The organism is Streptomyces sp. NBC_01445, assembly GCF_035918235.1.
Lineage (GTDB): Bacteria > Actinomycetota > Actinomycetes > Streptomycetales > Streptomycetaceae > Streptomyces.
On record NZ_CP109485.1, the window covers coordinates 9435753 to 9456099 of the forward strand.

Here is a 20347-nt window from a genome sequence, read left to right on the forward strand (position 1 = left end):
ATGACGTCGATCCAAGGCGGGGCGGGGGACATCGCGGACGGCACCGCGACCCTGGCGGACCGGGCGCGGCTCGTGGTGCTCTCGGCGCCCATCAGCCAGCGGGAGTTCGCCGACCGAGTGGGCATGGATCCCACCGCCCTGTCCAAGGCCCTGCGCGGCAACCGCCGCCTCCAGGACCACGAGGTCGCCGCGATCGCGCAGGTCGGCAAGGTGTCGCAGCGGTATCTGCGCACCGGTGCGGGAAGGCCGCCCGCCACGGGTGGCGGGCAGGCCGTGCGCCGCCGCGCCGACGCCGTGGACGCCGACCTGCGCCGCGCCCAGATCCTGGAAGCCACCGCCCGCCTCATCGCCCGCCGCGGGTTCCACAAGGTACGGGTCGCCGACATCGCCCGCGCGTGCGGCACCAGCACCGGCACGGTCCACTACCACTTCCCGACGAAGGATCACGCCCTGCGGGCCGCGCTCGTCTTCTACGCCGACCGCTTCCACGCGCGCCTCGAAGAGGAGTTCAGGACGGCCGACACCACCGTGGAGAAGCTGCGCCGGCTGATCGAGGTGCAGCTGACGACCACCGAAGAGGACGCCGACGAATGGTCGGTGTGGGTGCAGTCGTGGAACGAGGCCATCCTCGACCCGACGCTCAGGGAAGGGCAGAAGGGCGTCCACGTCCGCTGGCGCGAGATCGTGCTCGACCTGCTGCGGACCTGCCAGCGGGAGGGGATGGCGCAGGGTGCGGACGCGGAGGCCATGGCCAGCCGCTTCACCAGCATGGTCGACGGCATGGCCATCCAGGTCCTCGCGGGGACGGGCGACATGGACGCGGCGCGGATGCGCGAGCTGTTGCTCGATGCCTTCGAGCCGTACATCACCCTGCGCCGGCGGTAGTTGACGCACCGCCCGCACCTCGGGCCTCATGCCCTCAACTGCCGTCGGCGGCCCGCTCGATCGCTGCGACGACCGCCTCCACCGCGGTGTCGTAGACAGCCTTCTGGCTGACAGATCTGAGCTGGTCGATATGGGCCCGCGTGGCAGCCTCGTAAGGTCCCTGTCTAGACCAGATCGAGGGACAGCTCGCACCACACCGTCTTGCCGTTGCCGCGGGGTTCGACGCCCCAGGCGGTGGCGAGTTCCTCGATGAGCATGATGCCGCGGCCGGAGGTGGCACGTTCGGGCGCGGCCCGGCGGCGGGGCGACGCGGTCGACGTGTCGCTGACGGCCAGACGCAGGCCCCGGCCACTGTGCAGTACCGGTCTGGCCGTCAGCGTGGCACTGCCGTCGGTGTGCACCAGGGCGTTGGTGGCGAGTTCGCAGGCGAGGAGTTCCGCCGTGTCACTGAGAGCCTCCAGCGACCAGCTCTGCAGCGCCTCGCGCAACGCGATCCGCGCGTTGCGCAGAGCGTCGGGATCGGTGGGGGAGATGACCGCCTCCATACGCGGTGCCGGGGTCGCCTTCCCCCGGGACCGGTGCAGCACCAGGAGGGCCACGTCGTCCTCCTCGCCCGTGAAGGGGGCCATGGCGTCCAGCAGATGGTCGGCGAGTGCGTCGGGCGGCCCCGGCCCCGCCTCCAGCGCGGCGAGGAGCCGCCCACGCCCCTGGTCGATGTCCTCGGCGCGCGACTCGATGAGCCCGTCCGTGCACAGCACCAGAGTCGAGCCGGGTTCGACGACCGTCTCGAAGACCGGGTACGCGGGCTGGCCACCGGGCGTGTTGAGACCGAGGGGCAGGCCGCCGGGGATGTCGAGCCAGGCACAGCTTCCGTCGGGGGCACGCAGAACGGGCTCCGGATGGCCCGCGCGCACCACCGAGGTCATCCCGGTGAGCGGATCGACGAGGGCCATGAGACAGGTGGCGAACCGGTCGGTGTCGAGTTCGGCGAGGAAGGCGGAGGCGCGCGCCATGGCCGTGGACGGCGGATGCCCCTCTGCGGCGTACGCGCGCAGAGCGATGCGCAACTGCCCCATCACGGCGGCGGCCGTCACATCGTGGCCCTGCACATCGCCGACGACGACGGCGATCCGCCCGTCGGGCAGCGTCAGCGCGTCGTACCAGTCGCCACCGATGCCGCCCCGGGCGCGCGTGGGCCGGTAACGGGTCGCGAGGTCCACGCCGGGCACGTGCGGCAGGATCCCGGGGAGCATCGCCGTCTGCAGCCCCGCGGCGAGCTCGTGCTCCTGGTCGTAGAGCAGCGCCCGCTGGAGCGACTGCGCGATGACCTTGCCGAGCGCCGTCAGCACGGTCCGCTCCTCCGGCGGGAAACTCGCCCGCCCTTCGTATGTCAGCCCGACGGCACCTATCGGGGTGTCCTGCGCGATCAGCGGCAGATACACCGCTGCCGCGGCGTCCGGGAACTGCGACAGGTACGGCGTCAGCGCCGGAAAGCGGGCGATGAAGTCCAGCCTGTTCGTCACGAACACCGCCTCGCGTTTGCGCGCCGCCTCCGTCAGCGGCAGCGGCTCACTGAGACGGGCCAGGTGGAAGTCCTGGATGAGGCCCTCGTGGACTCCGTTGGAGCCCACCAGCTCCATGCGGCCGTTGTCGATCAGGCCGAGGATGATGCTGGAGGCGCCTATCTGCTCCATCAGGCGCGAGTCGGTGAGGGCCTCCGCGACGTCTTCCACGGTGACGGTCGGCACGAGCGCGTCACTGACGTGGACGACGACGTCGGACGGCCGTCGCTGGTCCTCCCGGGCCTGCCGCAGCAGCTCGGTCTGGTCCACCGCCCGCAGCTCCTGGCTCGCGTCGCGGATGATCCCGATGACCCGCACCGGACGGTTGTGCTCGTCCCGGACGATGTGGCCCTGCGTGTGTGTCCACTGCAGCCGCCCGTCGGGGTGCCGCACCCGGAAGTAGAGGCTGAATCCGGAGCGCTCCCGCAGAGCCCTGTCCACCAGCTCCTGGATGGCAGGCAGCTCACTGGGCACGATCCGCTCACCCAGCGTGGCCAGCCGGCCGTCGAACTCGCCGGGCCGGAACCCGATGACGGCCAGGCCCCCGTCGTCGTACTGCATCAGTCCGGAGGCCACGTCCCACGAGAACGTGCCCATGCCGTTGACCGCCAGGGCGAGGTGGGCGTCGGCCTCGGGATCACTCTGCGTGTCGGGCACGCCCCTCGGTTCGAAGGAGTGATCCATGAAACCTCCTGGCCCGTACACCCTCGGTAACCGTGGGCGCGCCGATTCACGGCTGCGCTGGGCGTGGCCACGTTCTCATTCTGCGCGGAATCGCGGAGGGGCGCCTGTCCGGCGCCGGGCCCCGGTGCGCGCGGGCCGTCACCTGGTGGGGCGCCTGCGCCTGCGCCGGACAGCCTTGAGGATGAAGGGCACGCAGGCAAGACCGAGGAGGGCGACGGCCGCTCCCAGGTGACGGGTGAGGCCGGACGACGCGTCCTTGGACGTGGTGGAAGTCTGCGCGGCGACGGCACCGTGATGGGCCGGCTCGGAGCGATGTGAAGGGGCGTGCGAGGCCGGCCCTCGCTCCAGACTCGCCCTCACGGCGCCTGGAGCGGCCTCGAAACCCCAGTCCAGGAGTTCGCGGCTCTCTTCATAGACGGCGTTGGAAGACGTGTCCTGCGGGTTCATGACGGTGACCAGGATCGTGCGGTTGTCTTGGGTCGCGGCGGCGACAAGCGTGTTGCCGGCCTCGGACGTGTATCCGTTCTTCACGCCGATCAGCCCCGGATAGGGCTCCACGCCGTGGGATCCGACCAGGAGACGGTTGGTGTTCTGGATGCCGAAGGAGTCGGGGCCGCCCACGGCCGGGAACTGGGCCGACTTCGTGGAGCAGTAGCGACGGAAGTCCGGGTTCTGCAACCCCGCCTTCGCGAACAGCGACAGGTCGTACGCGGATGAGTACTGCCCCGGGGTGTCGAAGCCGTCGGGCGTGCGCACCGAGGTGTCGTGCGCGCCGAGCCGGTTCGCGGTGGCCTGCATCTGAGCGAGTGTGAGATCCAGTCCGCCGTTCAGTCTGGCGAGCGTCTGCACCGCGTCGTTGCCGGAGCTGAGGAACACACCGCGCCAGAGGTCGCCGACGGTGTAGCTGGTTCCTTCGTGCACGCCGACGAGACTGCTGCCGGGAGCCACGTCGGCGATGTCGGCGGTGACGGCCGTGTGCTCGGTGGCAGCGGGCAACTTCGGCAACAGAGCCAACGCGAACAGCGTCTTGAGGGTGCTGGCCGGCGGCAGGCGAAGGTGCGGCGCCTTGGCGGCCAGCAGCTTGCCGGTACCGATGTCGGTCACCGTCCAGGACAGGGCCGACAGCTCCGGCGCGTCCGACGTCCCCGGCGCGGTCTGGATCTGACCGCTCACGCCATCGGAGCGCGGCACCGCGGCCGCGACGCCGCCGACCGGGCCGACCACGATCGCCGCACCGGCGACGGAGGCGACAACTGACTTGGTAATACAGGGGTAAAAGCCTACGAATCGTGCCATGGCGGCAACTTAGGATCGTTGCTCTCCTGCTGCCATCGCACTTACGCCATCCGGCGGGGGCCGGAAGGCTCCATGTGACATCGAGTGGTTATCGCCTCGGTCTCCCAGCGCGGAGACCGTCGGCGTGTCATGAGAGCGCTGTCCCGAGGGTGTTGTGCAACATGCCTCGGCGACCTGCGAGACTTTCCCACGTGAGTCATTCCCGCCGCCCACTGGGCACCGGACCGAGCCGCGACCAGGTCTCCGAGCCTGCGCGCGCCGCACGAGGCCGCACGGCTGCGGAGCGAGCAGGCGCTGCCCCGCAACCACTCGACCCCTTCCCCGACCCGGACCTCGCCGACGACGCGGACCTCACGGACTCCGGCCGGCGCCGTCTCGGCGCCGGCCCGTGGTCGCGGCAGGACCACCCGGACGCGTAGACCGATCCGCCTCGGCTCCCGGACGTGCTTACGGCTTGCGGGCGAGGCCGCCGTGTTCGGCGACGAGTTCAGGGGCCGGAGAGGCCGACTCGGGGCGCCAGAACGGCACCGATACCACGCCGGGTTCCAGGAGTTCGAGGCCGTCGAAGAACGCCGTGATCTCGTCGACCGGGCGCAGGAAGTAGGGGACGGCGCCGGAGCTGTTGTAACCGTCCTGGGCCTGCTCGAAGCCGGCGTCGAAGCCGCGCGACCCGTCGTTGATGGAGAGGTAGCTGCCCGACGGCAGTCCGTCCATCAGCCGCTTGACGATGGTCCGCGCCTGCTCGTAGTCGCCCATGTGGCCGAGGATGTTGCTGAGGATCAGGGCCGTCGGGCGGGTGAAGTCCAGCGTTTCGGCGGCCGCCGCGAGGATGCGGTCGGGGTCGGACAGGTTCGCGTCGACGTAGGCGGTCGCACCTTCGGGGGTCGAGGTGAGGAGCGCGCGGGCGTGCGCGAGGACCATCGGGTCGTGGTCGACGTACACGATCTTGGTCTCGGGGGCGAGCCGCTGGGCGACTTCGTGGGTGTTGTCCCCGGTCGGCAGGCCGGTCCCGACGTCCAGGAACTGACGGATGCCGGCCTCGGTGACCAGGTACGAGATGTTGCGGCGGAGGAAGGCGCGGCTGCTTCGGGCGATGGTGGAGATCCCGGGGAACACGGCGCTGTACGCGTCGCCCGCCTCCTCGTCGACCGGGTAGTTGTCCTTTCCGCCCAGCCAGTAGTTCCAGATCCGGGCCGAATGCGGAACGGACGTGTCGATCTTCTGGTGAGCCGCAGCTCCGGGCGTCGTCGCGTCGTCCGTCATGGGTACCGTCCGTCTTCCAACCGAGGCGTGAACTGCTTCCACGGCATAACTTACGTCCCAACAATCGTGGCACGCACACCAGTTCACGCGATCGGTCACGAGAGTTGATGACACTCACAGTCGCCGGACGCGCAGCACGCCGGTCAGCATCGGGAGGGTGAACTCGCCGTGGGCGGTCTCCGGTCTGCTCGTAAGGAATGCGCGGATCGGATCGAGCGTGGTCTCCCGTTCCTGTTCCGGCATGACGAGCACTCCCGCCTTGGTCGCGAACGTCGCGACGAGGGAGTCGGCGGTCCGGCGCTGCCCGTGCGGGAACTCGGTCTGCTCAGGGGAGCCGAACCGGGCGACCAGGCCGGCCCTTGGAAGGTGTGCGCCGGCCGTCTCGGCGCGCCAACTGCTGCGTGTGTCCCGCGGCCCGATGGCCGCGCTCCCACTGACGCGCTCAAGTTGGGCAACCCAGTCGACCTGGTTGTCGAATACGTTCCACAAGCCCGCCAGCACGCCACCGGGTGCGAGGACTCTGGCAATCTCGGGTCCCGCGACGTCCATGTCGAACCAGTGCATGGCGTTGCCGGCCACGACGGCATCGACGGACGCGTCAGGCAGCGGTACGGCCTCAGCGCTACCCGGCAAGGCGCGGACAGTCGGCAGCGCGCGGCCCAACTCGGTCAGCATCGCCGGGTCGGGTTCGACCGCGATGACCTCGGCGCCCAGCGCGACCAGCGCGGCAGTCAGCTTGCCCGTTCCGGCGCCGAGGTCGAGCACTCGGAGGCCCGGCGCGGGCTCGAGCGCCCAACGCACCGCGGCCTGCGCGTAGTCCGGGCGGTGCTCGGCGTATGCGGGTGCCGCCGCACCGAACGACGAGCTGTGCAGTAGCCGTTCGTTCTGTTCCACATGGTGACCGTAGCTGTGCCGCGCTGTCCGTGTTCCCCCTTTTGGACTTGCGACGGCGGCGGACGCGCAGCGCCTTCGCGGACAACCTCGGCGGACGGCTTCAGCTGTCAGCGGTTGAAGTGGTGCAACGTGTCGTCGAGTTGCGCGGGAGTGAGCGCGGGGGAGGGGAGTGGAGGCGACGGCGGTGCGGCGCGGAGGCTGTCGCAGAGGAGCGCGAGGGGGCGGTGCCAGGCGTCGGCGGTGGTCGCTGTGGTGAGCGCGGGGACCGCGCGGCCGAGCGCGGCGAGGGCGAACAGGACGTCCTCGGTGGTGACATCGGGGCGGACGGTGCCCTGGTCGCGACCGCGTTCGAGGAGGAGTTCCACGGTGCGGTGGTTGTGGGCGTGTACGGCCTCCAGCGACTCGACGCCCTCCAGGTGGGTCGTCATGAGGTCGTTCGTACCGCGGTCGGTGGCCAGGACGGTGAAGACGGCCTGGAGGTAGCCGGTCAGCCCCGTCCAGGCGTCGTCGGTGGACCGGGCGCGTTCGCCGGCGTCCATCGTGCCGGCCAACTGGTCGCGGAAGACCGCGTCGACGAGTGCGGCGCGGTGGGGAAAGTGCCGGTAGAGGGTGGCGTTTCCCACGCCCGCGCGACGGGCGATCACGTCCAGCGGCGCGCTCAGGCCCTGTTCGGTGAACACCTCGTGGGCGGCGTCGATCAGAAGGTCCCTGTTGCGCCGGGCGTCTCGGCGGCGGACGGGTGCGCCTGCGCCCGCACCGCCCTTGCCGCTGCCGGTGCCGCTGCCGGTGTCCGCGGTCCCGTTCGGGTGGTCCGTTCTGTCTGTCATCCTCATCGCCCTTCACGGTACCGGGGAGTACTCCCCGGTACTGATGCTATCGTCGAAGCGAGAAACGGGGAGTACTCCCCATTTATGGCATCGAGGGGGTTGCGGCATGAGCGACAGAGGCGACAGGGGCGGCACGGCGCTGGTCCTCGGCGGTGGCGGACCCGTGGGCGGCGCCTGGATGACGGGCGTGCTGGCAGGGCTCGCCGACGCGGGGATCGACCTCCTGCGTGCCGACCTGGTCATCGGCACGTCGGCGGGCGCGATCTTCGGTGCCCGTATGGCCTGTGGCGAATCCGCTCGGGAGTTGTACGAGCGGCAGCTGGCCCGAGCCGATCAGATCGACCTGCCGGTCACCACCACCCAGACCCTGCGATTTCTCCGGGCTGCACTCGGCTCCCGTGACTCGCAGCGGTCCGTACAGCGGCTTGGGCGAGCCGCGCTCGCCGTTCGGACAGCACCCGAATCAGACGTCCGCCGCACCATCGCGGCCCTGCTGCGGGATGCCACCGGCTGGCCCGCGAACACCGACCTGCGGATCACGGCAATCGACGCGCACACCGGGTCACTCGGGACGTTCGATGCCGCCGGACAGGTCACGCTCGCGGAAGCGGTCGCGGCGAGTTGCGCTGTCCCCGTTGTCTGGCCACCGGCGTCGGCGGCCGGGCGCCGCTGGATCGACGGTGGCAGCCGCGCCACGGCCAACATCCATCTGGCCAGTGGCTACCGGCGGGTCCTGGCCGTCGCTCCGTTGGCCACCGCGCCGGGCCCGCACCCGAGCGCCCAGCAGCAGGCGGCCGAACTCGGGGCCGCGGGAGCCGACATCGTGTTGGTGTCCCCGGACCGTGCCGCCCGTCGCGCCATGGGACGCAACATGACCGCCGACACGCGCAGGCCCGCCGCCGCCCGCGCCGGCCATGCCCAGGCCACGGCGCTCGCGGAAACGGTGACCCGTCTGTGGAAGGGATGACGAGGATGCAGCAGCCACCCACCCTCGCCGACCATGCCCCGAAAGGCCACGACACGGCCGCAGACCCCTTCCCCGTATACGCGGCCCTACGGGCCAAGGGTCCCGTGCACCGTGTCCTCGTCCCGGGGAGCGGCGAGGCGTGGCTGGTCGTCACGCGTGACGCGGCGCGCGCCGCGTTGACCGATCCGCGCCTGCGCAACGACATCCGGCACTCGGCCTCCTGGCGCGACGACGGGGGACACGCCATCGGGCGCAACATGCTCCAGACCGATCCACCCCAGCACACCCGCCTCCGCCGCCTGGTCGCGGGCCACTTCACTCCGGGTCGCATCACCGCCCTGCGCCCGCGGATCGAAGCCATGGCCGCCGACCTGCTGGCCGAACTCCCGCGCCACGGGACCGCCGACCTGGTCAGCGCCTACGCACTGCCGCTGCCGGTCACCGTGATCTGCGACCTCCTCGGCATCCCGGCGTCCGACCACGCCGTGTTCCACGCCTGGTCCAACGCGCTGGTCATGCCGGCGAACCCCGAGCAGGCGGTCGCAGCAGCCACCGAACTGACCGTGTATCTGGCCGAGTTGATCGACCACAAGCGCCGTACACCGGACTCCGGCCTGCTCAGCGTCCTCGCCGCCACCGACACCGCGGCCGTTGACGCCCCGCCGGCCACCGAAGAACTGCTCGGCATGGCCTTCCTGCTCCTTGTCGCGGGCCACGAGACCACCGTCAATCTCATCTCCGGCACGCTCCACGCCCTGCTCACCCACCCGGACCAGCTCGACCTCCTCAGAGCCGAACCTGAGCTGACGGGTGCGGCCATCGAGGAATCGCTCCGCTACAACTCACCCGTACACGCAAGCGCGTTCCGCTTCGCCGCCGAACCACTCGACATCGCCGGAGCGCGCATCCCCGCGGGCGACGCCGTACTCGTCTCCCTCGCCGCCGCTTCCCGGGACCCACTGCACTTCCCCGACCCGGGCCGGTTCGACATCCGCCGGGCGCCCAACAGCCACCTCGGCTTCGGCCACGGCCTCCACCACTGCCTGGGCGCGCCCCTGGCCCGCACCGAAGCCACCATCGCCCTCAGCCTGCTCCTCCAGGACCGCCCCGCCCTCGCGTTCGCGACGGACCCGGCCACCCTCACGTGGCGCACCAGCACCCTGCTCAGAGGCCTGACCGAACTGCCCCTGCGCGTCGGCTGAGAACGGGGACGGCCGGTCACGACCCCACCGCCCCGCGACGTCCGCCGATCCTTCCCATGTCACAGACGGCCGCCCCGTCTCGTCTCAGGTGTGAGGGGTCGAATCGGAAGCGAGAGGGTGATGGTTGTGCGGGTATTCGTGGCAGGCGGGACCGGGGTCCTGGGGCGGCGGCTGGTGCCGCAGCTCGTGGCCCGGGGGCACCAGGTGACGGCTACGACGACGGGCGTGGCCAAACGGGGCCTGCTCGAGGAGCTGGGCGCCGAGGCTGTCGTGATGGACGGGCTGGACGCGGCGTCGGTCGGTGAGGCCGTGGCGAAGGCCCGGCCGGACGTGATCGTGCACCAGATGACCGCGATCGCCGGCAAGCCCGACATCAAGCACATGGACCGCTGGTTCGCGACCACCAACCGGTTGCGCACCGAGGGGACGGAGCACCTGCTGGCCGCCGCCGAAGCGACCGGCGTGGCCCACTTCGTAGCGCAGAGCTACGCCGCCTGGAACGGCGTCCGCGAGGGCGGCTGGGTGAAGACCGAGGAGGACGCGCTCGACCTGATGACGGGGACGGCGGCCGGCCCGGGCATGGAGGCGATCCGCCACGTCGAGGATGCCGTCCTCCGAGTCGGCGGCGCGGCCCTGCGCTACGGCGGGCTGTACGGACCTGGCGCGACCGACGACCAGGTCGAGCTGGTGCTCAAGCGGCAGTTCCCGCTCGTCGGTGGCGGCACCGGCTACAGCTCGTGGGTGCATCTCGACGACGCGGCGAGCGCCACCGTCCTGGCCGTGGAGCAGAAGGTGAGGGGTGTGTTCAACATCGTCGACGACGAACCCGCCCCAGCCGGCGAGTGGCTGCCGTACCTGGCCCAGTGCGCGGGCGCGAAGCCTCCCCTGCGGGTTCCCAAGTGGCTGGCCCGTCTCGTGGCCGGAGAGGTCGCGGTGCGGATGATGACCGAGGGGCGCGGCTTCTCCAACGCCAAGGCCAAGCGGGAACTCGGCTGGGAACTGCGCCATCCGTCCTGGCGGCAGGGCTTCCGGGAGAGCCTCGCGTGATCCGGACGGAGGAGGGTCCCCCGACGTGTCAGCGGCCCTAGGGTGAGGCCACCAGCATTTCGAAACCAGCCCGGTCGCAGTAGGCGGTCACCCTGACTGCGCTGTAGTGAATGTGGTGGACCACGGCCTCCTCGGTGTCACGCAGGATGTGACTGCCCTTCGTGTCCAGGTGCTCCCGGTCCAGTACCTTCGCCGCGTCGACAACCATCTGAGCCGATACGGAGTCGACGTCATGCGTGGCGTCGTCCTGCTGCCACTGGCCGAACTGGGCGCAGAACCGCTGTTGTTGGGCCGCCGCCTTTTTGGGATCCGTGCTGTCGCCGAACGAGCATCCGCCGGTCAGGCCCAAGCAGAGCGCCACCACCGCTGCCGCTGTCACAGCCGCCACCCGTCCGGAATGAGATCCACCCAGCCGTCCCCGCACCGTAAGCCCCCCAAGCCGTCCCACCGGCGTGGCTCGCCCTGGATGTGGGCTCCACGGACGGGATACTGATCTCTTCGACAGACCGGGCAGCATAATCGCACAGCGATCGCCCCGACCTACCTCGGACTCAGACCTGACCTGAGGGCTCAGACCTCAGACCTACCTCGGACCCGGACTGACCCCGGCTCACCCCAGACTCACAGGAGAGAACGCCCCGATGCCCATCTACGCTGTGACCTACACCTACACCGACGACTCCGCGGCCCGCGGCGAGCTCCACCCCGCCCACCGGGAGTTCCTCGGCACGCTCGTCGAGCAGGGGATCAACCTCGCCTCGGGCCCCATCGTCGCCGGGGACGTCCCCGGCGCGCTGCTCCTGTTCCGCGCCTCCGACAAGCAGGCAGCGCTGGCAGCCACGGACAAGGACCCGTTCCGCGTGCAGGGACTCGTCAGCGATGTCTCGGTCCAGGAGTGGAAGCCGGTACTCGGACCGCTCGCCGACCAGCTGGCCTGACGTCGTGCGTGGCCGCCACCGACTGGGGTGGCGGCTGGGCCACACTCACTGGCCCAGTGTGATCCGGGCGGCCACGGGCAGATGGTCGCTGCCGGTTTCGGGCAGCGTACGGATCTGGGTGACCGTCGCCGAGCGGGCCATCACCTGGTCGATCCGTGCCACCGGGAAGGCGGCAGGGAAGCTGAACGCGAATCCGCGCTCCGCCGTGTTCATGCTTGAGGTCAGCGGGGCCAACCCGCGGTCGTCGACCGTGCTGTTGAGGTCGCCCAGCAGGATCACCGGCTTCACCTTCTCGGCAGCGACGGCCTGTCCCAGCACGCAGGCGCTCTCGTCGCGCCACGTGGAGCCGAGGCCGCTCGCCCCGACGCGGACCGAGGGCAGATGCGCAACGTACACGGCGATCTCGCCGCGCGGCGCGTGGACCACGGCGCGCAGCCCACGCTCCCAACTCTCCCTAATCCCACGGGGTTTGATGTCCACCAGCCGGGCGTCGGTCAGTGGATGCTTCGACCAGAGTCCGACCGTACCCCGGACCGCGTGGTACGGATACCGCGGGGCCAGCGTCCTGTCGTAGACGGGCCGCGCCGCCGGGAGCAGCTCCTCCAACGCGATGAGGTCGGGCCCGGCGTCGGCCAGGGCGCGGGCTGTGCCCGCCGGGTCGGTGTTCACGTCACTGACGTTGTGCTGCACCACGACCAGGTCGTGTGCGCCAGGTGTCTTCCCCGGCAACAGCAGCCCGCCGCAGAGGTACGTCCATGCCGCCACGGGCAGGAGCAGGGCCACCAGCGCTGCGGCCGAACGGCGCACCAGCGCCAGGAGGAACAGCACCACGACCACCAGGCCGAGCCAGGGCAGGAACTGCTCCAGCAGACTGCCCAGGTGCCCCACGGAGTTGGGCACGGCCCGGTGGAACGCCAACAGTCCGGCCGTCACCACGGCGAGCGCAGCGAGCACACGCCCGCGTGCCCAGGCCGAACGATCCCACTTCACCCTGGGCGTCCCATCTGCTTCCCCGCACCGCTCACCCTGTTCCCCCGCACCACTCACGACCGTGTCGCGGTCCCGCACTCCGCATCGTCGGCGCCCTGCATGCGCGCCTCCATCGACGTGCTCCGGTCGTACGGGTCGACCTCGGGGCCGGATCCCGGGCCGGACGCCGCGCGCGCGGAGGGGAACTCCGGGACGTAGAAACCGGTGTCGTTGTCGCAGCCGCCGTTGGCGGTGTCCGACTTGTAGGAGACGAGGGAGAACGTCCCCGGCTCGGTGATCACCTTCGCCGGGTCGTCCCAGCTCATCACCACCTCGCGGCGCACGATCGTGCGCGCGACCTCGTCCCTTCCCTCCGCGGCGTGCGCGACCGGATAGACGTACGTGACGTCGGTGGTCACCTCGACAGCACCGCGCTTGCCCTCCCGGTACGTGATCCGCCCGCGCGTCTTGACCACGTCCCCGACGAGACGCACCTTCTCCGTCGCGAAACGGCTGAACAGCAGCAGAGGATCGTCGTCCTGGCTCGGCGCGCGGAACGCGGTCGCCAGGTAGTCCTGGACGTCCTTCTGATCCGGATTGATCAACGCGATCGCCTTCGCGGGCGGCCGTCCGAGAAGCACACCGGAATCCAGATTGGACGCGGCAAGAAAGTCCCGGGACTTGTCGAGCGCCTGCGAGACTTGCGCCTTGCTCATCCAGCCGGTCGCCCGGGCCTCGGGGACGGTGATCCCCGCCGTTCCGTCACCCCACTGCGCCGCGGGCGATCCCCTGAACGGCTCTTGGAGTGTGGGCTGTTGGGCCGCCGACTCGGTCGCGGGCGGCTGGTCGGGGCGTTCCGACTCCGCGGCGAGCGGGGTGTCGCCGCCTCCACGGCCGAACCAATCGGTCACGCGCCCGGGATCCAGCGCCACGAACAGCATGCCCGCGGCGACGAGCAGTCCGACCACGTACCAGCCCTTGCCCCGCCGCTGCCGGGCCGGTTCGTGCGTCCGCCACCCCTCGGGCCGGTCGGTCTCCTCCCGCAGTCGTCGCGTCACCATCCGGGCCCGGGCCGACGGTTCCTCGGGCGCGCCCTGGGTCCCGGCCTCGGCCTCCCTCTGGAAACGCTCCCACTCCTCGTCCGATATGGACGCCCCACCCTTGCTCACGATGTGCTCCCCGCCCCTTCCGCGGTACCTGACGCGGTGCTCCACCTTCACCGCGTCGAGTCGGCCGATGGCATGGTTGCCGCCTCGGCGTCGCTGATCTTAATCCGTGAGCAGGCGGGGTCGGGTGCCTCAAGGGCCCGGTGCCGGGGGTAGCCCGGCACCGGAACCAGGTCGCTACGGGCGTGGCTGCTGCTGCGTGACGCAGTGGATGCCGCCGCCGCCCGCGCCGAGGCTGTCGATGTTGAGCTGTTCGACGGTACGGCCCGGGAACAGCCGCTGGAGGAGCGCCTTGGCCCCTGCGTCCGCACGGGTGTCACCGAACTGGGCCGAGATCACCGCACCGTTGCACACGTAGTAATTGGCGTACGCCGCAACGAAGTTGGCATCACCCGACCGGATGCGGGAGTAGTCCGGGCCCTGCAGCTTGGTGACCGCGATCGGCGTGCCGTCGGCGTCGGTGGACGTGGAGAGGAGCTGGTACTGCTGACGGGCGTCCTTCGACCACGGGTCGGTGTCGGTGGCCAGGGGCATCTGGACGAGGCCGTCACCCGCGGCGAGGAAGCGGGAGGTGGCGTCCACGTGGTCGTCGGTGATGTCCCGCCCGGTCACTCCGTTGAACCAGATCACCTTCGACGCCCCGAAGGCGTCGCACATCGCGGCCTCGATCTGCGCGGTTGTCATGCCCGGGTTGCGGTTCTTGTTGACGAGGCTGCTCTTGGTGGCCATGAGCGTGCCGTTGCCGTCCGTCTCCACCGCGCCGCCCTCGCCGACGAAGTCGGCGCTGGTGAGCTGCACCCCGACCTCGGCCGCGATGCGCCCGGCGACCAGCGAGTCCTTCGCGTGGGTCTGCTTGTTGCCCCAGCCGTTGAAGTTCAGGTCCACGGCGTCGAGGCCACCGGCCCCGTCGGTGCGGAAGACCGGCCCGCTGTCACGTATCCAGCAGTCGTCGACCGGGATGGAACCGATCACGGTGACGGCCGATCCGCAGGCGCTCCGGGCCTGCGAGACGCCGGCGGAGTTGGCGCACATGGTGACCGGTTCGTACTTGGCGATCGTCTTCGCGATGAGGGCGATGTTCGCCTGGACGCCGGCCAGCTTGCGGCCCCAGATGGCGGTGCTGTCGGGCCACGCCATCCACGTCCGGGTGTGCGGGACGGTGTCGAGCGGCACGGCGAAGCCCGTGCCGGAGGCCGGAACCGGGGTGGCGAGTGCCTTGCCGCCGCCGGTCGCGGCCCAGGCGGCGCCGGCCGCCGCCAGCCCTGTCGCGGCGAGGAAGTTCCTCCTGCCGAGCAGGCGGTGGGACGGGCTCTGAGGTGCGCGGTGGTCGTTCACCTGTGGTCTCCGATCTGGTGTGTACGGATCTCTGGACGGTGGTCTCGGGGCCCGGGCTACAGAGCGCGGCGGGCCAGGGCGATGGCCTGCGGGTTCCATCCGGGGCGGGGAATCGACTCCAACAGCAGCCGCGTGTATGCGTGTTGGGGAGCGTCGAGGACTTGGGGGGTGGGTCCCGACTCGACGATCCGGCCCTGGCGCATGACGATCACGTCGTCGGTCACGCAGCGCACCACGCCGAGGTCGTGCGTGATGAAGAGGTAGGCGATGCCGGTCTGTTCGCGGATGTCGGCGAGCAGGTTGAGGATCTGCGCCTGAACCGACACGTCCAGGGCTGCTACGGCCTCGTCGAGTACGAGTACGGCCGGTTCGACCGCGAGGGCCCGCGCGATGGCCACCCTCTGGCGCTGTCCACCGGAGAGCTGCCGGGGCAGGGCGCCGGCCGCCCGGCTGCCGAGCCCTACCTGGTCGAGGAGTTCGCCGAGACGGTGCGAGTGGTCCCCGTCGGGAAAGTGGAGCCGCAGCGTTTCGCGCAGCGCCGCGTCGACGGTGATTCTCGGATCGAGGGAGAGGAACGGGTCCTGGAACACCATCTGGACCTCGCGGGCCCGGGCAAGCCGGGCCGCCCGGCCCCGCGCCCGAACCGTTCGAGAAACGCCGCGCACCAGGACCTCGCCCGCGTCGGCGCGCTCCAGGCCCACGACGATGCGGGCGGTCGTCGTCTTGCCCGAGCCGGACTCGCCGACGATGCCGAGCGATCCGCCCACGCCGAGCGTGAACGAGACGTCGTCCGCCGCCCGGACGCTGCGGTATGAGCGGGTCACTCCGGTGACCTGGAGGACGGTTTCACTCATGGCCGGACTTCCCTTCGAGCCGTTCACTGTGGTGGCACGCGACGCGATGCGGCAGCAGCCCGTCCTCGTCGCCGGCCGGCCGGTCGACGGGAGCCTCGTCCCGGCAGATGCCGGTGGCGTACGCGCACCGGGGCGCGAACGGGCAGCCGGTCAACTCCTGTCGCAGATCGGGTGGTTGACCGTCGATCGCGGCCAGTCGTCCCTGCGGTGCGTCGAGGCGCGGTGTGGCCTCCAGGAGGGCGGCCGTGTACGGGTGCCTCGGCCGGTCGAAGAGGGCTTCGGCGGGGCCGGTCTCGGCGATGCGTCCCGCGTACATCACGTAGACCCGGTCGCTGATGGTCGCGGCGAGACCGAGGTCGTGGGTGACGAAGAGCAGGCCGGTGCCGAATCGTTCGCGCAGTTCGCCGAGGAGGCCGACGACCTCGGCCTGAGTGGTGACATCGAGTGCCGTGGTGGCCTCGTCGGCGAGGAGGAGCGCCGGGTCGCCCATCAACGCGGCCGCGATCATGACGCGTTGGAGCATGCCGCCGGAGAGCTGGCCCGGATAGCGCCGCAGGGCGTCGGAGGAGAGGCCGACCGCGGCGAGCATCTCCGCGGCGCGCCGGGCTGCGTCCTCGGCGCGGCTTCCGGCGTTGAGGCGCAGGCTCTCGGTGAGGAAGTCCCCGATCCGGCGCAGCGGGTTGATGGCGGCGCGGGGGTCCTGGAAGATCATGGCGGCCGTGCCGGTGCGCAGCTCGCGCAGCCGCGCGGGCGTCATCGTGAGGACGTCGTCGCCCGAGACCCGTACGGTCCCCTCGGTCGTGGCCCCTGGCGGCAGCAGGCCCAGGACGCTGCGGGAGGTGAGGGACTTCCCGGAGCCGGACTCGCCGACGAGGGCGCCCGTCTCCCCGGCGGCGACGGTGAGGTCGACGCCGTCGAGTACCGGCCGTGCGGTGTCCGGGAGCTGGAGCCGCAGGCCTTGGATGTCGAGCACGGGTGGGGTGTCGTTCATCGGTCCCTCCTGGCGACCTGGTCGGCCCAGCGCTCGCCGACCACGTTGAACGCGACGACGGTCAGCACGATCGCGGCACACGGCAGGAACGCCGACAGGGGATAGCCCCGCTGGATGGCGGTCTGGCCGTCGAAGACCATCCGGCCCCAGTCGGGCGTCAGCGCGGGCACCCCGAGTCCGAGGAAGGACAGACCCGCCAGATCGATCAGCGCGTAGCCGAAGTTGATGGCGGACTGGGCGAGGACGACGGGCGCGATGTTGGGCAGGACGTGCCGCAGACAGACCTGGAGACCGGAGTGCCCCTGCACCGAACAGGCGCTGACGTACGGGCGTTCACGCTCGGCCAGCGCCAGGGAACGGGTGAGCCGGCTGACATACGGGAGGTAGGCGACGGCGAGCGCGACGACCGGGGCGAAGAGGCCCTCGCCGTACACGGAGACGATCAGGATCGCCAGGAGCATTCCGGGGAAGGCGAAGACCAGCTCGGTGCCGCGCGACAGCACGGAGTCGAGCCAGCCGCCCCGCCAGGCGGCGGCGATCCCGATGGCGACACCGGCGACGGTCGAGAAGGCGACCACGCCGAGCGGGCCGAGCAGTGAGGTCCGCGCGCCGACGACCAGGCGGGACAGCGTGTCGCGGCCGGAGGCGTCGACGCCGAAGGGGTGGGCGGTGGACGTGCCCGCCAGCGCGTTGCCGAGGTCGGCCGCGTTGGGGTCGGACGGGGCCAGCCAAGGGGCGAGCAGGGCCGTCAGGACAACCACGCAGACGAAACCGAGGCAGAGCACGTGGAGGAGCGGACGGTCGGTGCGGAGCCGGGCGAGGCCGGGGCGGCGCAGAACGGCGACTCTCATGCGGCGGACCTCCCCGGGCCGAGGGAAATGCGCGGGTCGACCAGGGGGTGGACGAGGTCGACGACGAGGTTGACCGCCATGAACAGCACGACCATGGTCAGCGAGATGGCCTGCACGGTGGGGAAGTCCTTGGTGGTGATGGACAGTTCGAGGAGCTGGCCGATGCCTCCGACACCGAACGCGGACTCCACGAGGACGGTGCACACCAGCAGGGTGGAGACGATCAGACCGCCGGTGGTGAGCACGGTGCCGAGCGCGTTACGGAACACATGCCTGCTGATGACGTGACGCTTCGGGACACCACGGCTGAGGGCCACAGTGACGTGCTCCTGGCCGAGGACATCGAGCATGGCGCTGCGCGTGACGCGGGCCAGCATGCCGATCAGATACAGCGAGAGGGCCACGGCCGGGAGGGTCAGATGCCAGAGCAACTGGCCGAACCCTTCGCCGGTGCCGCCGGCGGGAAACCAGTGCAGCCGCACCGCGAACACACCCTGGAGCACGACCGCGGCGACGAACGACGGAGTGCCGACGGCGAGGGTGGTGGTGACCAGGATCGTGGCGTCGGTGGCGCCGCCGCGGACCGCGCCGATCCGGCCGAGAGCGAGGCCGACGACCACGACGAGGACCAGAGCCATCGTGACCAGGAGCAGGGTGCTCGGCAGCCGGTCGGCCAGGAGCCGGGACACGTCGGTGCGGTAGGTGATCGAGCGGCCGAAGTCGCCGTGCAGCAGCTGGCCGAGCCAGCGGAAGTACCGTACGGCGAACGGGTCGTCGAGGTGGTACTGCTCATTGACCGCGCGCAGCGCGTCCGGCGAGGCGGACCGCCCGGACAGGAGGAAGCTCGCCGGGCTGCCGGGCGCCAGATACATCGCGCCGAAGATCACGAACGAGGCGCCGAGCAGGGTGGCGGCCATCTCGGCCAGCCTCCGCACCGTGAATTTGAGGAAGTTCATTGCGCGGCCCCGATGCCGGCGGCCCACGGGGAGTACAAGTAGGAGATGGTGGTGGGGGCGCCGGTGATCCGCTTGTTGAGGAACAGGGCGGTGGGCCACTCGGCGACCGGGATCCACAGCACCTGACCGGCCGCCTTCCGCTGGAGTTCGGCCTCTGTCGTCAGGCGCTCGACCGGGTCGTACGTGGCGCGGGCCCGGTCGACCAGGCGGTCGTACGAGCGGTCGCTGTAGCCGGCGAAGTTCTGGTACGCGCCCGTCCGGAAGTTGCTGAGCAGGTCCAGCGGATCGGTGATCGAGTCGTAGTACGTCTCGGGGAACATGTCGATGCCCTTGCGCGCCTGCGGGTCCGTGAACAGCGCGGTGAAGGCGTTGGGAGCGATGGTCTTGAGCTTGATGTCGAGCCCGATCTCGCTGCCCGCGGCCTGGACGGCGGTGGCGAGCAGCGACACGTCCTGACCGATCGAACTGGTGGCGACGGTGAGCGTCTTGCCGGTGGCGCCGGCTGCCTTGATCAGTTTCTTCGCCTTGCTCAGGTTCGGCTCGGCGGACGGGAGTCCGTCGAAGGCGGCCTTGCGTACCGATTCCGGGGCGGCGGCCCAAGCAGCCTTCGTCGTGAGGGAGTTGGTGACGGTTCCCGCGCCGCTCAGGCCGGTCTTGAGGAAGCCCCGGCGGTCCAGAGCCAGCGACAGCGCGCGCCGGACCCGGACATCACCGAGCGGTCCGCGCATGTTGGTGACATTGACGTTGACCGTGCTGAGCCCCTCACCGAAGGAGAGGGTCCCGACACCTGAGGAGCGCAGTGCGCCGTAGCTCTCGGTGGGGATGAGGTATCCGCCGTCCACCTCGCCGCTGAGCATGGCCTTGGTGCGCGCGGAGGAGTCACTGAGGAAGCGGAACACCGCTTTGGCGGACTTGGCCTTCGTTCCCCGGTAGCGGTCGAAGCGCCGCAGCTCGATCGACTGGCCCTTGTCCCACTTGCCCAGCTCGTACGGTCCCGAGCAGGCGAGTCCACCGGAGGTGCCGTAGTCCCGGCCCGCGGCCCTGACCCCGGACCGGCTTGCCACCACTCCGGCGGCGGTCGCCATGTACTGGGGGAACTGCGAATCGGGCCGCTTCAGTTTGACGGTGACCTGGAGCGGGCCGGTCTTGTCGAGCGAGGCGACGTTCTCGAAGACCTGCGCCCACGCCGCCCCGTTGTGCGGGTTCATCTGCCGCCCGAGGCTGAAGAGGACGTCGTCGGCGGTCAGGACGCGCCCGTCGTGGAAGCGCACGCCGTCGCGCAGGTCGTACACCCAGGTCAGCGGGTCGGGATTGGACGCCTTCCTGGCCAGACCCGGCGCCAGTCTCAGGTCGGGCGTCCACCGCATCAGGCTCTCGCACACATTGGAGAGGATCATGTTCTGCGGGTAGTCGAACGCCGAGATGTAGTCGAGCGTCGGGGGCTCCGCGTACAGCGCCCACGTGAACGAGTCGATCCGGCCCTTCGCCCGTGGCGTGTTCGCGGACAGCCGGAAGTCGGTACCCGCGCCCGAGGCGCCGGTGCCCGGCGGTCCCGCACACGCGGGGACCAGGAGAATGGCGGACAGGGCAGCGGCCAGCAGGGCGGGACGGCCGGCCCCGCGTCTTCCCGGCCGGGGTGGTGTGGTGTGCATCGGCGCGG

The 20347-nt window shown here is 70.7% G+C and carries 20 protein-coding genes; 6 read left to right on the top strand and 14 right to left on the bottom strand.

Annotated elements, in window-relative coordinates; genetic code table 11:
• On the top strand, window positions 1-885 hold the full coding sequence (locus OG574_RS43015; RefSeq protein ID WP_326777657.1) for a TetR/AcrR family transcriptional regulator: 885 nt from the start codon (window positions 1-3) through the stop codon (window positions 883-885).
• A 164-nt stretch (window positions 886-1049) separates the two neighbouring features.
• On the opposite strand, the gene OG574_RS43020 is transcribed toward OG574_RS43015, so the two are convergent.
• A complete protein-coding gene (locus tag OG574_RS43020; RefSeq protein WP_326777658.1) occupies window positions 1050-3131 on the bottom strand; it encodes a SpoIIE family protein phosphatase in 2082 nt (693 codons plus the stop codon).
• Window positions 3132-3269: 138 nt separating this feature from the next.
• Window positions 3270-4427, bottom strand: coding sequence for a D-alanyl-D-alanine carboxypeptidase family protein (locus OG574_RS43025; RefSeq protein WP_326777659.1), 1158 nt, complete (start codon window positions 4425-4427; stop codon window positions 3270-3272).
• A 191-nt stretch (window positions 4428-4618) separates the two neighbouring features.
• On the opposite strand from OG574_RS43025, the gene OG574_RS43030 reads away from it, so the two are divergent.
• Window positions 4619-4846: a hypothetical protein gene (locus OG574_RS43030; protein ID WP_326777660.1), complete on the top strand. Its 228-nt coding sequence runs from the start codon at window positions 4619-4621 to the stop codon at window positions 4844-4846.
• Window positions 4847-4874: 28 nt separating this feature from the next.
• Here OG574_RS43030 and OG574_RS43035 read toward each other — a convergent pair whose 3' ends face one another.
• The 3 genes from OG574_RS43035 to OG574_RS43045 all read right to left on the bottom strand — a co-directional run bounded on the left by OG574_RS43035 (window position 4875) and on the right by OG574_RS43045 (window position 7411).
• Window positions 4875-5690 (bottom strand): SAM-dependent methyltransferase, encoded by an 816-nt coding sequence (locus OG574_RS43035; RefSeq protein ID WP_326777661.1) that lies wholly within the window; start codon window positions 5688-5690, stop codon window positions 4875-4877.
• A gap of 114 nt (window positions 5691-5804) precedes the next feature.
• A complete protein-coding gene (locus OG574_RS43040) occupies window positions 5805-6584 on the bottom strand; it encodes a class I SAM-dependent methyltransferase (protein WP_326777662.1) in 780 nt (259 codons plus the stop codon).
• A 107-nt stretch (window positions 6585-6691) separates the two neighbouring features.
• Window positions 6692-7411 (bottom strand): TetR/AcrR family transcriptional regulator, encoded by a 720-nt coding sequence (locus OG574_RS43045; RefSeq protein ID WP_326777663.1) that lies wholly within the window; start codon window positions 7409-7411, stop codon window positions 6692-6694.
• Between the two features lie 106 nt (window positions 7412-7517).
• On the opposite strand from OG574_RS43045, the gene OG574_RS43050 reads away from it, so the two are divergent.
• The 3 genes from OG574_RS43050 to OG574_RS43060 all read left to right on the top strand — a co-directional run bounded on the left by OG574_RS43050 (window position 7518) and on the right by OG574_RS43060 (window position 10627).
• Window positions 7518-8378: a patatin-like phospholipase family protein gene (locus tag OG574_RS43050; RefSeq protein WP_326777664.1), complete on the top strand. Its 861-nt coding sequence runs from the start codon at window positions 7518-7520 to the stop codon at window positions 8376-8378.
• Window positions 8379-8383: 5 nt separating this feature from the next.
• Complete coding sequence (locus OG574_RS43055; RefSeq protein WP_442816887.1) at window positions 8384-9580, top strand: cytochrome P450 family protein; 1197 nt, start codon at window positions 8384-8386, stop codon at window positions 9578-9580.
• Window positions 9581-9700: 120 nt separating this feature from the next.
• The gene (locus tag OG574_RS43060) at window positions 9701-10627 is read left to right on the top strand and encodes an NAD-dependent epimerase/dehydratase family protein (protein ID WP_326777666.1); all 927 of its coding nucleotides are present in this window, start codon (window positions 9701-9703) and stop codon (window positions 10625-10627) included.
• Window positions 10628-10664: 37 nt separating this feature from the next.
• Here the strand turns inward: OG574_RS43060 and OG574_RS43065 are convergent, their stop codons facing one another.
• A complete protein-coding gene (locus OG574_RS43065; protein WP_326777667.1) occupies window positions 10665-11006 on the bottom strand; it encodes a hypothetical protein in 342 nt (113 codons plus the stop codon).
• Between the two features lie 262 nt (window positions 11007-11268).
• Between OG574_RS43065 and OG574_RS43070 the strand changes: the two genes are divergently transcribed.
• Window positions 11269-11565 (top strand): YciI family protein, encoded by a 297-nt coding sequence (locus tag OG574_RS43070; protein WP_326777668.1) that lies wholly within the window; start codon window positions 11269-11271, stop codon window positions 11563-11565.
• 45 nt (window positions 11566-11610) lie between these two features.
• Here the strand turns inward: OG574_RS43070 and OG574_RS43075 are convergent, their stop codons facing one another.
• The 8 genes from OG574_RS43075 to OG574_RS43110 all read right to left on the bottom strand — a co-directional run bounded on the left by OG574_RS43075 (window position 11611) and on the right by OG574_RS43110 (window position 20339).
• Window positions 11611-12555, bottom strand: coding sequence for an endonuclease/exonuclease/phosphatase family protein (locus tag OG574_RS43075; protein WP_442816888.1), 945 nt, complete (start codon window positions 12553-12555; stop codon window positions 11611-11613).
• Window positions 12556-12608: 53 nt separating this feature from the next.
• A complete protein-coding gene (locus tag OG574_RS43080) occupies window positions 12609-13703 on the bottom strand; it encodes a hypothetical protein (protein ID WP_326777669.1) in 1095 nt (364 codons plus the stop codon).
• Between the two features lie 174 nt (window positions 13704-13877).
• Window positions 13878-15035 (bottom strand): agmatine deiminase family protein, encoded by a 1158-nt coding sequence (locus tag OG574_RS43085; RefSeq protein ID WP_326777670.1) that lies wholly within the window; start codon window positions 15033-15035, stop codon window positions 13878-13880.
• Between the two features lie 56 nt (window positions 15036-15091).
• A complete protein-coding gene (locus OG574_RS43090) occupies window positions 15092-15889 on the bottom strand; it encodes an ABC transporter ATP-binding protein (protein ID WP_326777671.1) in 798 nt (265 codons plus the stop codon).
• Window positions 15882-16880: an ABC transporter ATP-binding protein gene (locus OG574_RS43095; RefSeq protein ID WP_326777672.1), complete on the bottom strand. Its 999-nt coding sequence runs from the start codon at window positions 16878-16880 to the stop codon at window positions 15882-15884. The genes OG574_RS43090 and OG574_RS43095 overlap by 8 nt, the downstream gene beginning before the upstream one ends.
• Window positions 16877-17731 carry an ABC transporter permease gene (locus tag OG574_RS43100; protein ID WP_326777673.1) on the bottom strand — a complete coding sequence of 285 codons (855 nt, stop codon included), beginning with the start codon at window positions 17729-17731 and terminating at the stop codon, window positions 16877-16879. Before OG574_RS43100 ends, OG574_RS43095 begins: the two co-directional genes overlap by 4 nt.
• Window positions 17728-18687 carry an ABC transporter permease gene (locus tag OG574_RS43105; RefSeq protein WP_326777674.1) on the bottom strand — a complete coding sequence of 320 codons (960 nt, stop codon included), beginning with the start codon at window positions 18685-18687 and terminating at the stop codon, window positions 17728-17730. Before OG574_RS43105 ends, OG574_RS43100 begins: the two co-directional genes overlap by 4 nt.
• On the bottom strand, window positions 18684-20339 hold the full coding sequence (locus OG574_RS43110) for an ABC transporter substrate-binding protein (protein WP_326777675.1): 1656 nt from the start codon (window positions 20337-20339) through the stop codon (window positions 18684-18686). The genes OG574_RS43105 and OG574_RS43110 overlap by 4 nt, the downstream gene beginning before the upstream one ends.
• Window positions 20340-20347 lie beyond the last annotated feature (8 nt).

Coding starts and splice junctions, on each gene's coding strand:
- OG574_RS43015 (WP_326777657.1), top strand. CDS start 1: ATGACGTCGATCCAAGGCGGGGCGGGGGACATCGCGGACGGCACCGCG.
- OG574_RS43020 (WP_326777658.1), bottom strand. CDS start 3,131: ATGGATCACTCCTTCGAACCGAGGGGCGTGCCCGACACGCAGAGTGAT.
- OG574_RS43025 (WP_326777659.1), bottom strand. CDS start 4,427: ATGGCACGATTCGTAGGCTTTTACCCCTGTATTACCAAGTCAGTTGTC.
- OG574_RS43035 (WP_326777661.1), bottom strand. CDS start 5,690: ATGACGGACGACGCGACGACGCCCGGAGCTGCGGCTCACCAGAAGATC.
- OG574_RS43045 (WP_326777663.1), bottom strand. CDS start 7,411: ATGACAGACAGAACGGACCACCCGAACGGGACCGCGGACACCGGCAGC.
- OG574_RS43050 (WP_326777664.1), top strand. CDS start 7,518: ATGAGCGACAGAGGCGACAGGGGCGGCACGGCGCTGGTCCTCGGCGGT.
- OG574_RS43055 (WP_442816887.1), top strand. CDS start 8,384: ATGCAGCAGCCACCCACCCTCGCCGACCATGCCCCGAAAGGCCACGAC.
- OG574_RS43060 (WP_326777666.1), top strand. CDS start 9,701: ATGGTTGTGCGGGTATTCGTGGCAGGCGGGACCGGGGTCCTGGGGCGG.
- OG574_RS43070 (WP_326777668.1), top strand. CDS start 11,269: ATGCCCATCTACGCTGTGACCTACACCTACACCGACGACTCCGCGGCC.
- OG574_RS43090 (WP_326777671.1), bottom strand. CDS start 15,889: ATGAGTGAAACCGTCCTCCAGGTCACCGGAGTGACCCGCTCATACCGC.
- OG574_RS43095 (WP_326777672.1), bottom strand. CDS start 16,880: ATGAACGACACCCCACCCGTGCTCGACATCCAAGGCCTGCGGCTCCAG.
- OG574_RS43100 (WP_326777673.1), bottom strand. CDS start 17,731: ATGAGAGTCGCCGTTCTGCGCCGCCCCGGCCTCGCCCGGCTCCGCACC.
- OG574_RS43105 (WP_326777674.1), bottom strand. CDS start 18,687: ATGAACTTCCTCAAATTCACGGTGCGGAGGCTGGCCGAGATGGCCGCC.
- OG574_RS43110 (WP_326777675.1), bottom strand. CDS start 20,339: ATGCACACCACACCACCCCGGCCGGGAAGACGCGGGGCCGGCCGTCCC.